Annotated in this window: 10 protein-coding genes; 8 read left to right on the forward strand and 2 right to left on the reverse strand. The window is 65.4% G+C overall.

The annotated features are described in order from the left end of the window. The first annotated feature begins 3 nt into the window (after positions 1-3). From LWC34_RS04665 to LWC34_RS04685, 5 genes are read left to right on the forward strand one after another with little or no spacing between them, the layout of a single operon-like run. Entirely contained in the window at positions 4-732 is a 729-nt protein-coding gene (locus LWC34_RS04665; RefSeq protein WP_233723159.1) for an enoyl-CoA hydratase/isomerase family protein, read from the forward strand. Then, positions 729-1,499, forward strand: a complete 771-nt coding sequence (locus LWC34_RS04670) for an SDR family NAD(P)-dependent oxidoreductase (protein ID WP_233723160.1) — start codon at positions 729-731, stop codon at positions 1,497-1,499. The genes LWC34_RS04665 and LWC34_RS04670 overlap by 4 nt, the downstream gene beginning before the upstream one ends. Further along, positions 1,496-2,284 (forward strand): polyketide synthase, encoded by a 789-nt coding sequence (locus tag LWC34_RS04675; protein ID WP_233723161.1) that lies wholly within the window; start codon positions 1,496-1,498, stop codon positions 2,282-2,284. Before LWC34_RS04670 ends, LWC34_RS04675 begins: the two co-directional genes overlap by 4 nt. Further along, positions 2,281-3,123, forward strand: a complete 843-nt coding sequence (locus LWC34_RS04680) for an SDR family NAD(P)-dependent oxidoreductase (protein WP_233723162.1) — start codon at positions 2,281-2,283, stop codon at positions 3,121-3,123. Before LWC34_RS04675 ends, LWC34_RS04680 begins: the two co-directional genes overlap by 4 nt. Beyond that, on the forward strand, positions 3,123-3,632 hold the full coding sequence (locus LWC34_RS04685; RefSeq protein WP_233723163.1) for a 3-hydroxyacyl-ACP dehydratase FabZ family protein: 510 nt from the start codon (positions 3,123-3,125) through the stop codon (positions 3,630-3,632). Before LWC34_RS04680 ends, LWC34_RS04685 begins: the two co-directional genes overlap by 1 nt. 713 nt (positions 3,633-4,345) lie before the next feature. Here the strand turns inward: LWC34_RS04685 and LWC34_RS04690 are convergent. Further along, a complete protein-coding gene (locus tag LWC34_RS04690) occupies positions 4,346-5,410 on the reverse strand; it encodes a type III polyketide synthase (protein WP_233723164.1) in 1,065 nt (354 codons plus the stop codon). Between the two features lie 349 nt (positions 5,411-5,759). Beyond that, positions 5,760-8,105, reverse strand: coding sequence for an ATP-binding protein (locus tag LWC34_RS04695; RefSeq protein WP_233723165.1), 2,346 nt, complete (start codon positions 8,103-8,105; stop codon positions 5,760-5,762). Between the two features lie 626 nt (positions 8,106-8,731). Here LWC34_RS04695 and LWC34_RS04700 point away from each other — a divergent pair. From LWC34_RS04700 to LWC34_RS04710, 3 genes are all read left to right on the forward strand, one after another. Beyond that, the gene (locus LWC34_RS04700; RefSeq protein WP_233723166.1) at positions 8,732-13,312 is read left to right on the forward strand and encodes a type I polyketide synthase; all 4,581 of its coding nucleotides are present in this window, start codon (positions 8,732-8,734) and stop codon (positions 13,310-13,312) included. A 35-nt stretch (positions 13,313-13,347) separates the two neighbouring features. Next, entirely contained in the window at positions 13,348-15,597 is a 2,250-nt protein-coding gene (locus tag LWC34_RS04705; RefSeq protein ID WP_233723167.1) for an MMPL family transporter, read from the forward strand. Positions 15,598-15,740: 143 nt separating this feature from the next. Continuing rightward, entirely contained in the window at positions 15,741-16,295 is a 555-nt protein-coding gene (locus LWC34_RS04710) for a ferritin (protein ID WP_233723168.1), read from the forward strand. Positions 16,296-16,436 lie beyond the last annotated feature (141 nt).

The following is a 16,436-nucleotide window of genomic DNA, read 5'->3' on the forward strand; positions in this document are numbered from 1 at the left end:
GGCGTGAACGAACGACTTCGGATCAAGTTGTCGGCCGCCTCCGGCCGACCCACGATCACCGGCCCGCTGATCGAACACATCACGACTAGCGTGACCCAGGCGAGGGCTCGCTACATCACCATCGAAGGCGAAGAAGGCGCGTTCTGCGAAGGCTTCGACCTGGACCTCCTGTCGGACTCAACCGAGGATCAGACGGACAGCCTGCGTGACTACGCGGCTATGCTGCGGGCACTCGAACGCGCTGCGTGCCCGATCGTCGCCCTGGTCGACGGTGTCGTGCTCGGCGGCGGACTCGGGATTGTGGGCGCGGGTGATCTGGTGATCGCGACGCCAAGGTCCACCTTCGGGTTTCCCGAAGTCCTGATCGGACTCATTCCCGCGGTGGCGCTGCCGTTCCTCGCCCGGCGCGTTGGTGTGGCCAAGGCCCGGCTACTCGCACTTGACGGCGTGGCTATCGACGCGCCTACCGCACTGCGGATCGGCCTGGTCGACGAGATAACCGACGACCTCGACACCGCGGTCGCCCGGCACGCACGCCGGTGGCTGCGGACGGATGCTCGCGCACAGCAGGAAGTCAAGGCGGAGATCGCGGAGATGAACGCACCGGATGCCGAGGCCGAGGCATTGCGCCGGTTCGCGAAGCTGCTCACCACAGCCGAAACACAGAGACGAATCGTACGGATGGCGGCCGGCGAGCCACCATGGCTTGACGACAGCGAAGGAGAGCTGTGACTGCTGATGGAACCATGCACGACAAGGTCGTGGTCGTCACGGGTGGATCTCGCGGCATCGGCCGTGCGATCGTGCTCGCGGCTGCCGCGGCGGGTGCACGGGTGGCTTTCTGCGCACGCAAGCTTGGTTCTGCGACTGATGAGGTCATCACCCAGGTCGAGAGCCTGGCCGGCGAGGACCGTGCTCTCGCGGTCGCCGCGGATGTGGCCAGCGAGTCCGATGTCGAGGACTTGTTCGACGCGGTCGTCAACCGGTTCGGCCGAGTGGATGTCGTGATCAACAATGCCGGGATCAATCGAGACGCACTGCTGGTGCACACCACGACCGAGGCGTTCGACGATGTCATCGCCACGAATCTGACCGGCGCTTTTCTGGTGTGCCGTCGAGCTGTCCATGAGTTCCTCGCGCAGGGTGGCGGTGGGCGGATCGTGTCGATCAGTTCGTTGTCGCAGCACGGTGCGACATCACAGGCGGCGTACGCGGCGAGCAAGGGTGGACTGCTCGGGCTCACCCGGACGATCGCGAAAGAGTACGGCCACAAGTCCGTCGTCGCGAACCTGGTGACGGTGGGATACGTGGAAACGGAGCTCACCCAGCACTTCGATGAGAGGATGCGCCGACTACTACTGGAGGCGACCCCCTTGCGGCGCAACGGAAATCCGGAAGAGATCGCCGCGGCGGTACTGTTCCTGGCCTCGGCACGTGCCGGATACATCAACGGTGAAGCCGTATCGGCCACTGGTGGCTTGGCCGAGGTGGCGATGTGACTGTCGCACTGTACGGACTTGACCGAACCGTTGACGGCGTAGCCACCTTGCGGATCACCACCGATGAAACTCCCCACGTCGGCGACGCTGCGCTGACAGCACTGGCGGATGCTGTCGATGTCATCAAGGGTGACCCGTCCATCCGTGCCTTGGTGCTCGAAGGTGGCGAGCAGCACTTCTGTAGCGGGGCGACCCGCGACACGCTGCTCGGTGCCGACGCGCCAAGGGTCATCGCGCGGCTGATGGGTGGTCTTCCACGACTGCTGTTGAGCCTGGAGATCCCGACGCTGGCGATGATGACCGGGCACGCGATCGGCGGCGGTCTGATGCTCGGACTGTGGTGTGATGTCGCCGTACTGGCCATGGAGTCGCTCTACGGAGCCAATTTCCTCGCTCTTGGCTTCACGCCGGGGATGGGTTCGACGGTACTGCTCGAAGAGGTCTTCGGGACGCCGCTCGCCCGGGATCTCCTGCTCACCGGACGAATGATCAAAGGTCGAGAGATCCGCGAAGCGCGGGTACCGCTGTCGCATGCCGTAGTGCCCCGGCGTGAAGTCCGAGACCACACGTACGCGCTCGCCAGTGAGATGGCTCAGGCACCCCGAGCGGCGATGGCACTGGTCAAACGACACATCTCGACGCGACGCCGCGCCCTGCTCGAGCGTGCGATCGAAATCGAATTCGCCATGCATACGGCGGTGTTCAGCCATCCGGAGACCCGCACGAGCATCGACGAGAGCTACCCAACGCCGGTCGTCGCCCATCACGGAAAAGAGACAGCATGATCCTGCCAGACTTCGCCGGCCGGGCAACTCTGGTAACCGGAGGCACTCGCGGCCTTGGCAAGGCCATAGCCATGGAGTTCGCGCGTGCCAACGCGACTGTGTTCGTCACGCACCGATGGGGCAGCGTCAAGGACGACGAACTCGCTGATGAGTTCGATGCCGCGGGACTGCCGACACCGGTCGTCATCGAGGCCGACGTGAGCGACCGGGCCGCGACGCGCGAACTGATGGCCGAGATCAAGTCACAGGTCAGTCAGCTGCACACCGTGGTCAGCAATGTGTCCTTCGCGAAGTCCGTCAACGACGTGGATGACCTGAAGAGATCCAGCATGGAGCTGTCACTCGGCTATTCGGCGTGGCCCGTCGTCGACTTGGTGCAAAGCTCACATGCCGTGTTCGGCTCGTACCCACGATATGTCATGGCGATATCGAGCGACGGTGTCGAAGTCTGCCACGATGGCTACGACCTCGCGGGTGTGTCCAAAGCCGCCCTCGAAATGCTCTGCCGATACCTCGCGGTGCGGCTCAAACCGCATGGCGTCCGGGTGAATATCCTGCGTCCCGGCTATTTCGACACGCTCAGCGCTCGGGCGATCATGGGCGACATCCTGAAATCGGTCGAGGACCGCCCCGGCATCTGGATGGACCCAGCTGATGTCGGCCGCGCATGCGTGGCGTTGTCGTCCGGGCTGCTCGACGCGGTCACCGGGCAGGTCTTGAAGGTCGATGAGGGCATGTCGCTGCTCGGCCCAACGGCTCTTCTCCTCGGTCGCGGTGAACGGTTCGCGTTCCCCGGCGATGACGCGGTAGTAGCCGCCGACCATGGTGCGGAGGCCTGATGATCGTCACGATGACCGACGAGATCGCGGTTTTGTACCGGCACGCCGAGAAAAACCGGCTGGTCGACCACCGGCCGACAGCGACTGTGCTCGACCGCGCCGCGATCGAAGCGGTGTTGCCGCATCGGGACCCGTTCCTGCTCGTGGATCGCGTGACCATGCTGGACAGCGAACGCGACATCGTGATCGCTCGTTACGACCTGGCGCGAGCACGAGAGATATTCACCGGGCACTTCCCGGATCGGCCGGTATACCCGGGGGTACTGCAGATCGAGACCGTCGCGCAGACAGGCCTCATCGCCGGCGGCATCCGCAACGGCGGGGTCAAGGGCGTCGCTGTGACGCATGTACTGGCTGCGCGGTTCATGTGGCCGGTACCGCCCGACGGAGAGATCGAAGTCATCGCGCGGATCGTCGAGGACGGCCTCTTCATGACGATCGTTGGGCAGGTCCTGCACGGCGACAAGATCTGCTCGGTCTCGGCGATATCAGGCCTGAGCGGAGAGTGAACAAAGCGGGATGCCGTGAAGGTCTTCTTACCTTGACGGCGTTGAACGCCCCGAATCTTCCCCTCGCAACGGCCCACCGCTCGCACGGCGCCGCAGTCGCGGGCGTGACCAGCGCCGGACGACACAGGAGGCGGCCCTCCCGCCGAGGACATGCCTCATTCGGGGTCACTCGGACCACCTCGGATTGATCCGCGCTAGCGGAGACCCAATGCCACTGACTTAAGCATTCCAGCTGGTCGAACGCGGCGCAAGGTTGACTGTCGGTAACATTTTATGTCCACAATGGACAATTAACCATCGCGTAAGTCCCACTTGCCACGCGCGTCACGCCTGTTACCTGGGTTGGTGCCGTGAAGGTCACCTTCACGGCGTTCAATCCAACGCACCAAAAGTTCCCCTCACGAACCGTCGCGGGCCTGAATGAAGGCCACTGTGGACAGTCCGCCGTGTGTCAGTGGCATGGCCACACCTTGCTTGCAGGCCGGGCCACTCGCGTTCCGCACCTCTGCAGACCAACCCCACGCCCCACGCCTACAGGTCACCTCTGAAGTGCGAGAACTCTCTTAAGTCAGTGGCATTGAGCGGAGACCGGCTCCGCCGAATAAACGCGGCAACGTCCCGAGACACACCACTGCCGTGAACGGCGTGTTTTGGTCGGCAGCCGACCGTCAGGTCACCGTGATACGGCCGCATGCCTTGTGGGTACTGGGATTTCAGAACCGCACGAGCATCGATTCCACGGTGAGTCCCGGGCCGAACGCCATGAACACGCCGTACTCGCCGGGCCGCGCCTGCCCCGAGGCCATGATCTGCTGAAGGATGAGCAGAATAGTGGCAGACGCGCAGTTGCCGAACTCCGCGAGCACATGCCGCGACGGCTGCAACTGCTCCTCGGACAAGTTCAGCCTGCGCCCGAGCAGGTTGACGATCTTCGGGCCGCCCGGATGGATTCCCCAATGCCGCACGTCGGCGGCGGTCAGGCCGACCGGGGTCAGAAGACGTTCCAGGAACGGCCTGACCACCTGGAGGAGCAGGCGGGGCACCCCCGGCGAGAGAGTCATCCGGAAACAGTCGTCGTGTATCCGCAATGTTAGCATCGCCGAGGCGTCGTAATGCGTTTCGGTGTGCGTCCGCACGATGGCCGGACCAACCGCGACCGGGTCCGCGGAGATCACGATCATCGCGCCCGCGTCACCGAACAACGAGTGCACCACCGCCTGTTCGGTGGTGGCCTCATCCCGCAGGTGCAACGAGCTGAGCTCGACGCAACCGACCACGGCCAGTTGGTCCGGGCGCACGGCCACCGCGTCCATGGCCAGCTTGATCGCGTTGAAGGCCGCGTAACAGCCCATATGGCCGATGAACGTTCGACGCAGATCGTTCCGTAGCCCGAACTCTTTGGCCAGCGTCACATCAGGCCCAGGGTTGGTGTACCCGGTGCTGCTCGCGATCACCAATGTCCCGATGTGATCGCGGTCGACCCGTTCGAGCGTTGCCGACATCAGGTCCCGGCCCAACTCCAGCACGTGACGCTCCCATGCCTGCATCCGCTCGCCGATCATCGGGTAGCCGCTGGCGGGCAGCTCGCTCCAGTCCCACACGCAATGGCGTTTGCGGACATTGCTCCGCGAGAATGTGGCCGCGCCATGGGACTCGCCGCCGCGGACGCGCCCGGCATATGACGCAAGAACCTGCTCCTGCTCGACGTATCGCGACGGCACCGCCGTCTCCACGGCGACGATCGCGGCCCTCGCAGACCCAGTCGTGTCGGTTGACAAGCTGGCACCGTCCACAATGATCACACCTCTGATTCGATTGATTCGATGCGCAGGTATCCGGAACGTTCTGCCCAGCTTGATCATGCGAATATCGCCTTGCGAGCCGTCGTTGCCAACGAACCAGCAATGCGATCCGTCCACCTGAAGAAAAGTGGAAGAGTGTGGGTAAAATCAAGCGTGCACGCACCACATCGGTTGGTGTAAGAGGCCAATTTCGTGGCCCTTGGGCGATCGGGTATTGAAACCTGAGGACTGCGGTAAAGAAACCAGGGCAACGTCAATAGGTTATAGCGAGGACACCACGGGCTGGTCGGTCAAGAAATTCGTCACGTGATCCGGGTGTCGGCTTTCAGCGGTCCCGGCATTCTCGTTGTTCGATGAACCATGCGGCGAGTTGGACGCGGGTGGTGAAATCCAGCTTGGTCAGGATGTGCCCGATGTGGGCCTCGGCGGTGCGCTGGGCGATCATCAGCTGGGCGGCGATGTCCTTGTTGGACAGTCCGTCCGCGACCAGTTCGGCGACTTGCTGCTCCCGGGGAGTCAACGGGCTCGCCACGGTTTTCGTCGCGGTGGCGGGGATGGCGGACGCGGGTTTCTCGTCGAGCGCGTATGCGACGGCCTGGTCGAGCTCAAGGGTGGTGCCGCGGTCGAACGCGGCCTGGAAGGCGTGGTCGCCGAGGGTGCGGCGGGCCTGCTGTTCGCAGGCTTCGCGAGCGGCGAGGAAGGGCGGCGAGCCCATCAGGGGCTTGGTGCCGGTCAAGGGCCAGATCCGATGGGCCACGCCGAGCAGCACCGCCGCCCGCTCGGCCTCGCCGGCCGCCCCGTGGACCCACGCCAGCTGCTCGACGAACATCGCCATGCCGAAGATGTCGTTGAAGGCGTGCACGATCCGCATACTTTCCTTGGCGTACGCAATGGCCCGTGCCACCTTGCCGAGACGCCATTCGGCGACAGTGACACCGTAGAGCGTGTAGGCCCGGGCCCACTGCTCGCCATGCCGCTCGCTGATCGCCAGGGCCCGTCGGCCCAGCGCGAGGCCACGCGCGAAGTCCCCCGCGAACACGGCTGCCACGATCAGCATGGAATGGCCGAGGAGCACGGTGGTGTTCAGTTCACCGAGAGTATCGAAGCGCGCCAGAGCATCTTCCGCCAGCGCCAACCCGTCCGGGAAGTCGCCGCTGAGCCAGGCAGCGGCTCCCCGTGCGAAGACGGCGTAGGCCAGCACGGTCTGATCGTCCTGCTGCTGGGCCCAGTCATGGCACTCCTCGGTCATGGCAAAAGAAGCGGCGAAGTCGCCCTGCACGAGGGCAATGTGCGCGCTTGTCCACAGGGCGGTGGCCCGCGTGCGGCCTGGCTGTGTGTCCAACGCCAGTGCCTGGTCCAGCCAGTGGCGTCCCTCGGCAAGGAAGCCGCAGCTGTACCAGTAGAAGTGCAGGACCGCGGCCAGGTGCAGGCCAGTCTGGGATTCGCCGGGGGTGGTCAGGCAATACTCCAAGGCCAAGCGCAGGTTGGCATGCGCGGCCCGGGAGCGGGCGAACACCGCCAACTGGGCAGGCCCGAACCAATCGGCTTTGCCTCGTTCGGCCACATCCAGGTAGTAATCCCGGTGCCGCCGACGCAGCACCGGCTCTTCCCCAGTCGCGCGCAGCGTGTCGCGGCCGTAGTGGCGGAGGGTGTCCAGCAGCCGGTACCGCGCCTCGGGGCCGCCGTGCTGGTCTTGGCGGATGACGATCGACTTGTCCACCAACCCGGCCATCAGCTCGAACAGCTGATCCCGGTCGATGCCGTCCCCGGCGCAGACCGCCTCCACGGCATCCAGATCGAACCCACCGGCGAACACCGACACCCGAGCCCACAACTGCTGCTCCAGCGGCGAGCACAGCTCAAAGCTCCAATCCACCACCGTCCGCAGTGTCTGATGGCGCGGCAACACCGCCCGGTCGCCCGCGTGCAGCAGACGGAACCGGTCGTCCAGCCGGTGCAGGATCTGCTCCGGCGACAGCGCCCGTAGCCGCGCCGCGGCCAGCTCGATCGCCAGCGGCAACCCGTCCAGCCGACGGCAGATCCGCGCGATCGTCGCGTAATTGTCCGCAGCCACCTCGAAGCCAGGCCGCACCAGCACGGAGCGCTCGGCGAACAGCCGGATCGCCTCGTTGCCGAGGTGCTCGCCCCGAGGCATCCGATCGGGGTCCGGCAGCAGCAGCGGTGGGACCGCGTGAATGTGCTCGCCCGGTGTGGACAGTGCGTGTCGGCTGGTGGCCAGGATCCGGAGTCCCGGCGCCGCCGGCAGCAACTGAGCCGCCAGCCCCGCGCACCGGTCGGCAAGGTGCTCACAGTTGTCCAGCACCAACAGCACCTGCTTGCCCCGCAAGTGACCGACCAGCACCTCCCGGGGTGACCGCGCGGACCGATCCTGTACCCCCACCGCGTCCACGACCGTCTGTTCCAGCAGCGTGCGGTCCTGTAGCGCGGCCAACTCCACCAGCCACACCCCATCGGCGAACGCCCGCCGGACCGTGGCCGCGACCCGCAAGGCCAGCCGCGTCTTGCCGACCCCACCGATCCCGGTCAACGTCAGCAGCCGGCTGGACGTCAGCTGCCGCCTGGTCTCGGAGAGTTCCCCGCCACGGCCCACAAAACTCGTGACCTCCGCGGGAAGATTGCCACGTCGCTGCCCCGCCCTGGTGCCTGCCATCACAGGTTGCGTTTCGGTGGTGTCATCCAGGTCGTGAGGCCAACAGCAGCCAGGACGTGTTCACGATGACCTTCTCTGCCGCACTGCTTCGCACCTCCGGACAAGTACACAACCCGGGTAGTAGACAACCCAGGGTTTCGAAAATACGGCGGCAGCCCGGTCGGATGGAATGTCAGCAATAGACGTGATCTCGACAATGGCCACTACACGCCGTACCGGATCCGCCGGAGTCGCGGCGTGGTCGTGCCGATCGAGGGCCTGGCCGCCTATGTCGCAATGGTGACGTGGTTACGGCCAGTTGGTTGAATTCCTCTTCGTGCTTTTGTATGTGGATTTCGGATTCAGAAAGAAATCGCCAATCACGAATGGGTGCGGCCATCTGGTGTGTATGCGGAGTTGTCTGCAACATGTGTTGGATGCGCGGAGCGGCTCACCGATTTTTTTCGGACCGGGGGCCAGTCGAGTGGCCTCCTGTGTCCGTCGGCGAGGAGGCTTAAGGTGGAAGCATTCTTCGCACATAACGGGCCCAGGATTTCGTTCTACCGTTCCGCCCGGTTCAGCGCTGTGCGAATGACGTGACTTGATGACATTCCCGAAGGAGCATATGGAATGCTTAGGGCCGCAGTGTGAACGATATCGCCATCGTCGGACTTGCCTGCAGATTCCCGGGCGCGGCCAACACAGACCAGTACTGGCAGACGATTCTCAAGGCGGCACGCCAGTTCCGTTCGGTTCCCCCTGGTCGCTGGCGGCATGAGAAGTATTACGACCCGGACAAGTGGGGCGACCCGTTCAAGGCGTACACCGACAAGGTGTCCTTCCTCGAAGGTGTGGATCAGTTCGATCCGCTGCACTACGGCATACCGCCGCTGCGAGCGCAAGCCATGGATCCACAACACCGGTTGCTTGTCGATCTTGCCAGGGAAGCACTCCAGGACGCCGGCTGGGAGCGCCGTCCGTTTGATCGTGCGCGCACCGGTGTTTTCATCGGCATGAGCCAGTCGGACTATCAGGACCTGCTGGCGACGCCGCTACGGGCGAGGTTGCTCGCCGACGGTTCGCTGCACGCGGGACACTCCGACGCCGACTTGCTCGCCGCGATCGACGACGCGACTGCCGAGGCACTCGCTCCCGGCCAGGCGTACTCACTGCCTGGAACCCTGCTGAACATGGGCGCCTGCGCGGTCAGTTCGGCGTTCAGACTGGGTGGGCCGTCGTTCGTCATCGATGCCGCTTGCTCGTCGGCGCTGGTCGCGCTGCAGGAGGCGGTGCACCACCTTCGATCGGGCAGTTGCACAGCGGCCCTCGTCGGAGGTGTCTTTCTCAACCTCACGCCTGACGCTCTCCTCGGGTTCTGTCTGGTGGGCGCGGTGTCAGCGCACGGTGTGTGCCGGCCGTTCGATGAGCGTGCGGACGGGTTCGTGCTCGGTGAAGGTGGCGGCCTTGTCGTCCTGCGACCGCTTGATGACGCGTTGCGTGCCGGTGATCGTGTCTACGCGGTGATCAAAGGGGTGGGAGTGTCGAACGACGCTGCGGCCCAAGGCCCGCTGACGCCACGTGCCGAAGGTCAAATCGCTGCCCTTCGTACCGCTTACCAGGACGCTGGAGTACACCCCGGCACGATCGAGTTCATCGAGGCGCACGGCACCGCCACAACTGTCGGAGACCGTGTCGAGGTCGAGGCTCTTCGTACTGTGCGGGCGGAAAGCCTCGGGGCCGAGACGGCAGACTGCTATCTCTCCTCGGTCAAGGCGTTGATCGGGCACACACTGCCCGCGGCCGGTGTCGCGGGACTGGTCAAGGCCTCGCTCGCACTGCATCGCGCGACCATCCCGCCGCAGCCCGAGACCGCCCCTGACCCGCACCTGTCGTTGGCCGAGGCGGGATTCCGGATCTCTGAGCAGGCGCTCGCGTGGGACGCTCCGGCCGACCATCCGCGGCGCGCGGCGGTGAGTTCGTTCGGCTTCGGCGGTACCAACGTTCACGTAGTGCTGGAGGAGGCACCGGAGCGGCGGATCTCCCGGGTGACCACCGCGGCCGGCGTCGAGGTCGGCGAGAAGCCGTGGCTCTTCGTGCTCTCGGCCGGATCGCCTCAACTGCTTGCCGAACACGCCGCCGCGGTCCGGGAGACGATCGCTACGAACCCCGATCTGACACCGGCGTCGGTCGCCTACACCCTCGCGACCCGTTCACCGCTGCCGATCCGCCTGACTCTCGTCGCGGCGACCCGAGACGAGTTGATCGATCGCCTGGGTACGGCTGCCGTGGCGCTGCGATCAGGGGCCAGTGGTGATCTCGGCGCCGGCATCCGGGTGGCAGCGGCGCCCTCGGAGAAGGATCGGCCGAAGGTCGTGTTCCTCTACCCCGGCCAAGGCGTTCAGCGAGTCGGCATGCTCGGTGACCTCCGCCGTCGTTTCCCGTCCTTCCACGAGACGGTGGCGCGGCTCGAGGCAGGGGTCAACGGCGGGATCGGCAATTCGCTGACCAGCCTGGTCTGGCCCGCGCAGCCCGCGGACCAGGACGCTGAGCTGGCACTGACCGAGACGAGGATCTGTCAGCCGGTACTGGGTGTGCTGGGTATCGCGATGTCTTCGCTGCTCGCTGATTGTGGAGTTCGCCCCGACATCGTGCTCGGCCACAGTGTGGGCGAGTTTCCGGCCGCTGTCGCCGCGGGTGCGCTGGATGCCGGGGACGCGGCCGACTTCCTCACCCACCGAGGGGCGGCCATGGCCGCCGTCGGCGACACCGGGTTCGGGGGCATGCTCGCCGTTCAGGCGACCGAAGAGCAGTTCGCCGAACTGGTCACCGACATCGACTGGGTGTGGCCCGGCTGCTTCAACCAGCCCGGCCAGGTGGTCGCGAGCGGGATGACTGACGCGCTCGCCCAACTCGCCGAGCGCTGTGCGCAGATCGGTGTCCCGGCCACCCCGCTGCGTGTCTCACACCCTTTCCATTCTCCCCTTGTGGCAAAGGCTGACACGCGGGTCGCCGAGCAGTTGGCCCGGCTCCCACTGCGCCAACTCGACCGCGTCTTCGTCTCCACGGTGAGTGGCCAGGTGTGCGTGGACCCAGACGAGCTGCGCAGCTGTTGGCGACGGCATTGCTCGTCGCCGGTACGGTTCGGCGCGGCCATCAGGGTGGCTGCCGAGAGCGGCAACCGTGTGTTCGTCCAGGCGTTCGGAGGAAACGGGCTGCTCGCTATGGCGCGACGGTCTGTTCCCGATCCCGCCTCCCACCACTTCGTCAGCCTGTCAGGCGCGGAGCCGGATGAGGGGCGCACGTTCCTCTTGGGGCTCGGCCGGCTCGTAGCGCTCGGGATACCAGTGGATCTGCTGCCGCTGTTCGAAGAAGCCGAACGCGACCTGGTGACCCTGCCGGCCAGCCCGCTGGTGACACAGCCCTACACGATTCGCAAGGCCGAGCCGGGCCGGCCCGCACGCCGTTGTTCTTCGCAACCGGAGGTTGGCATGAACGATGTCGTCCAGTTTCTTCGTGACCAGCTCGACGTCCTGCGCGCCGCCACCGGTGCCAACGGCATCTCGGTCACCGAGCTTGCCCCATCACCCGCAGTCAGCCGGGCGGTCGTGGCCGAGCCAGATCAGGACATCGCGTCACAACGCCTGCCAGGCGCTGATTCGATGCCCGTCCCGGCCACAGCGGAGCAGGACATCCGGGACAGGGTGTTCGGCGCGGTCGCCAAGATCAGCGCGTACCCGTTCGAGTATCTGCGGGGCGACCACGCGGTGGTCGGCGATCTCGGCTTCGACTCGATCATGATCGCCGACCTGCTGGCCGCGTTCCAGCAGCACTGGCCGGGGCTCACGGTGGACGCGAGCGACATGCACGCCGTCTCCACCATCGATGACTTCGTGCAGGCCATCGCTACGCGGGTCGGCGTTCGGACACCCGGCGTGGCCGTGCGGCGCGATCCGGAGCTTCTCGACCCGCCCGCGCGCCAGCGGGAATTCGGTGGCGGGCCGGAACTCACTGACATGGCAGCGTTTCCGGAGATCCTGCAGCATCAGGAGCGCTATCGTCTGCTGGCGGACAACGGGCTGGCCAACCCGTACTTCCTGACCCATGAAGGCACCGCGCGTGATCTCACCCGGGTCGCGGGCAAGGACCTGATCTCCTTCGCCAGCTACAACTATCTCGGGCTGTCCGGTCATCCCGCCGTCAGCGCGGCGGCGAAACAGGCGACCGATCTGTACGGCACGTCGGTGTCCGCGGCCAGGTTGCTCTCCGGGGATCGTCCGCTGCATCGTGAGCTGGACATGGCGCTCGCCGATCTGCTCAAGACCGAGGACGCGCTCGGGCTCGTCAGCGGCCACGCCACCAATGTCACTGTGATCGGACACCTGTTCGGGCCGGGCGACCTCATCGTGCACGACGCGCTCGCCCACGACAGCATTCTCCAGGGTTGCAAGCTGTCCGGCGCGACACGCAGGCCGTTCGCGCACAACGACATCGCCGCGCTCGACGAGCTGCTCACCCGGATTCGGAGCCAGTTCCGGCGCGTGCTCATCGTTGTCGAGGGTGTCTACAGCATGGACGGCGACATCCCGGATCTGCCCGAGCTGATTCGGATCAAGAAGCGGCACGGCGCACTGCTCATGATCGACGAAGCGCACAGCATCGGTGTCCTCGGGGCCACCGGCGGTGGCATCGGCGAGCACTTCGGGGTGGAACGCGCCGACGTGGACCTGTGGATGGGCACGCTGTCTAAAGCCTTCGCAGGCTGCGGTGGGTACATCGCCGGTGGCCGCGGCATCATCGACTACCTGAAATACACGTTGCCGGGGTTCGTCTACAGCGTCGGCTTGACGCCACCCAACGCGGCGGCCAGTCTTGCCGCGATACGTCAGATGCGTGTCGAGCCCGAGCGGCTGGTCCGGCTGCACGAGCGCGCTCAGTTGTTTCTCCAGCTGGCCAAACAGGCGGGCATCGACACCGCGGACAGTGCGGGCACTCCGGTGATCCCTTGCGTCATCGGCGATTCCTTGCGCTGTGTACAGCTGGCCAACGCGTTGTTCGAGCGTGGCATCAGCGTCTGCCCGATCCTGTACCCGGCTGTCGAAGAAAAACTGGCCCGGTTGCGGTTCTTCGTCACGAGCGAGCACACACCCGAGCAGATCACGCGGACGGTGGACATCCTCGCCGAGGAACTCCACCGCCTCGAAGCCGGCCACGCGGCCAAGACGGCGTAGATCCAGGTCCAGCTCCGGGTAGTGAGGTAAATCCAGTGGTAGATGGTACGGAGAACACCGCCGATCTTCGCCCAGTGGCAACAAAGGCCCGCCTGCCCGCCAGTCCGCCGGTCAATCGGTTGTTGCGCCTGACGCTCGCCAGGCCGAAGAGAATCCTGGTCCTGACCTTCTTGCTCGCCGTGGGCATGGGTGTCTTCGGGATCGGTGCCATGAGCGAGCTCAAGACCGGGGGGTACGACGCCCCGGGGGCCGAGTCGGTCCGCGGCCAGGAGATCCTCGCCGAGCGGTTTCCGCACGCCAATCCCAATCTGGTTCTCCTGGTCGCCAACCCTGGTGGCAGTGTGGTGGATCCGGACGTCATCGAGATCGGGCGAGATCTGTCCCGACGGCTGGCAGCGACGCCCGATGTCACCGTCGGAGCGTCCTATTGGGACACTCCGGTCGCCGAACTCCGTAGCGACAGCGGTGACGCCGGCCTGATCCTGGCCAGAGTCGATGGCGACGAGGACCACGTCGCCATCGTGACGAAGCAACTGCACGACAAGCTGGCAGGGTGGCAGGGGCCGGTTCGGGTGCGGTTCGGCGGCTTGGCCCAGGTCAACAACGACCTCACCGCACAGGCCGCGGCCGACCTCGTCAAGGCCGAGGCAGTCGCCATTCCGCTGACACTTGTGTTGCTGCTGTTCGTTTTCGGTACGGTCGTCGCAGCCGGTGTGCCGCTGCTGATCGGTCTGTTGGCGATCGCCGGGACGCTCGGCGTTCTGCGAGCGCTGGCCTCGGTCGTCGATGTTTCGGTGTTCTCGGTGAACCTCGCCGCCGCCCTGAGCCTTGGGCTCGCGGTCGACTACAGCTTGCTGTTCGTCTCCCGTTACCGCGAGGAGCGCCGCCGGTACCTGAATACCACGGCCGCGCTCGCGGCGACCATGCGCACCGCTGGCCGCACCATTGTGTTCTCGGCGGCGACCGTGGCTGTCGCGCTGTGTTGTCTTTTGGTTTTCCAGCAGTACTTCCTGCGCTCGTTCGCCTACGCGGGCGTCGCCGTGGTCGGCGTGACCGTGGTGGTTGCCACGATCGTCCTGCCCGCGCTGTTGGTCCTCGTGGGCGACCGAATCGACTCCTTCGCGTTGCCCCGTAGGAGGATCCGTCGTCACCGGGAACCTTTCTGGGGTCGCGTCGCGCAATTGGTACTGCGTCATCCTGTTCTCACCGCGGCGCCGGTGGTCGCTCTGTTCCTGGTGCTGAGCGCACCGGTCTCGCATATCCAGTTCGGGATGGCGGACGACCGGGTGCTTCCCCACTCGGCGGAAAGCCGGGAAGTCACCGAGCGAGTACGTGACGACTTCGGCATGACCGGCAGTGGGTCGCTCGCGGTCGTTGGTGAACACTGGGGGAGCACCGTCGACGCGAAGGAAGCCATTGCCGAGTACGGGCGACAATTGTCTCTCGTGCCGGGTGTGACCCGTGTGGACAGTGCGGCTGGCTCATTCGCCCGCGGTGATTTGGTGCAGCCGCCGATGCCGGGCGGGGAGCTGCAATTCCATTCCGGCGACGTGATGTGGTTGTCCGTCCTCAGCGGGATCGAGCCGTACTCGTCGGAGGGCGCGCAACTCGCGCGCGATGTGCGTGCCGTTCCGGTGCCCGAGGACCGTCGCGTCCTCGTCACCGGGCAGGGCGCCCAACTTGCCGACGTGACCGAGTCGATCGCCGACCGTCTTCCGTACGCGCTTGCCCTGATCGCCCTGAGCACCTTCGTGCTCCTCTTCATGATGACGGGAAGTCTGCTGTTGCCGGTGAGCGCACTGGTGCTCAACGTGCTGGGCCTTGGTGCGGTATTCGGGGCGATGGTGTGGGTCTTCCAGGACGGGCACTTGTCCGGACTGCTCGAGTTCACCCCGACCCCGCTCGCGGTCGTGATCCCTGTGCTGCTGTTCTGCGTCATATTCGGGATATCAACGGACTATCAGGTCTTCGTCCTCGCCAGGATCAAGGAACAGCACGACGCGGGTGCGGATCTCAAGGCGGCGGTCGTCCACGGGCAGTCGCGCAGCGGACCGGTGATCGTTGCCGCCGCGGCGATCCTCTGCGTGTCCCTACTCGCCATGCTCGCCTCGAGAGTGTCGCTTATCCAACTCCTGGGGCTTGGTGCGAGTCTGGCCGTGCTGCTTGACGCGCTTCTCATCCGGCCTGTCCTGGTGACGGCCATCATGCGAATGGCGGGCAGATGGAACTGGTGGGCACCCAAGCCGTTGCGCGCCTTGCACAACCGGTTCGGATTGCGCGAGTGACAACCACTGAGGCGCATGTGCGACGATGACCTCAATGTGACATCCCCCAATGCCACGATACGGGTGCGTGGCCTCTTACCTTGTCCCGACACCGGAGGCCAGAATTCCGTTGATGGAGGGTTGATCGCGCAGATAGGAAAACCATGTCCCCGAACGCCACCACAAGTACTTTCCACGAGCTGCTGCAGACGCAGATTCGCAACGAGTTCACCGCGTCGCAGCAGTACATCGCGCTCGCCGTCTGGTTCGACGACCAGGATCTGCCCCGCCTGGCCGCGCTCTTCTACCGCCAGTCGGTTGAGGAACGCAACCACGCCATGAAGATCGTGCAGTACTTCCTGGACAACGATCTTCCGGTGGCCATCCCGGGCGCCGACGAGGTCCGCAACGACTTCAAGAGCGCACACGACCTCGTGGCACTGGCACTGCACCAGGAGCAGGAGGTCACCGAGCAGGTCACCAGGCTCGCGAGCGCCGCCCGCGACGAGGGAGACTACCTCGGTGAGCAGTTCATGCACTGGTTCCTCTCCGAACAGGTGGAGGAAGTCGCCCGGATGAACAGGCTGGTGCACGTCGTGGAACGCGCGGGCGAGAACCTCTTCCACGTAGAGGACTTCCTGGCCCGCGAGAGCGACGGACTCGCGGGTCGTCGCGACGGTTCCACTGGCCTTCCCACAGCGGGCGGCGCAGTCAAGTGAGCGCGACAGCGCGCTAGTTGTACTGCCCAGGCAGGTTGCCGGGTATGTTCGGCGGTTCCGGATTCCGCTAGCCAAGATCAATCTGAGCTGGGCAGGGTGACCCGAACGGGCTCGTCCTCGACGGGAGGACTGCCTCACATG

This window comes from Kibdelosporangium philippinense (assembly GCF_021390435.2).
GTDB lineage: Bacteria > Actinomycetota > Actinomycetes > Mycobacteriales > Pseudonocardiaceae > Kibdelosporangium > Kibdelosporangium philippinense.

Bases quoted from the DNA above. Each gene is read 5' to 3' on its own strand.
- LWC34_RS04680 (WP_233723162.1), top strand. From the start codon at position 2,281: ATGATCCTGCCAGACTTCGCCGGCCGGGCAACTCTGGTAACCGGAGGC.
- LWC34_RS04685 (WP_233723163.1), top strand. From the start codon at position 3,123: ATGATCGTCACGATGACCGACGAGATCGCGGTTTTGTACCGGCACGCC.
- LWC34_RS04695 (WP_233723165.1), bottom strand. From the start codon at position 8,105: ATGGCAGGCACCAGGGCGGGGCAGCGACGTGGCAATCTTCCCGCGGAG.
- LWC34_RS04710 (WP_233723168.1), top strand. From the start codon at position 15,741: ATGTCCCCGAACGCCACCACAAGTACTTTCCACGAGCTGCTGCAGACG.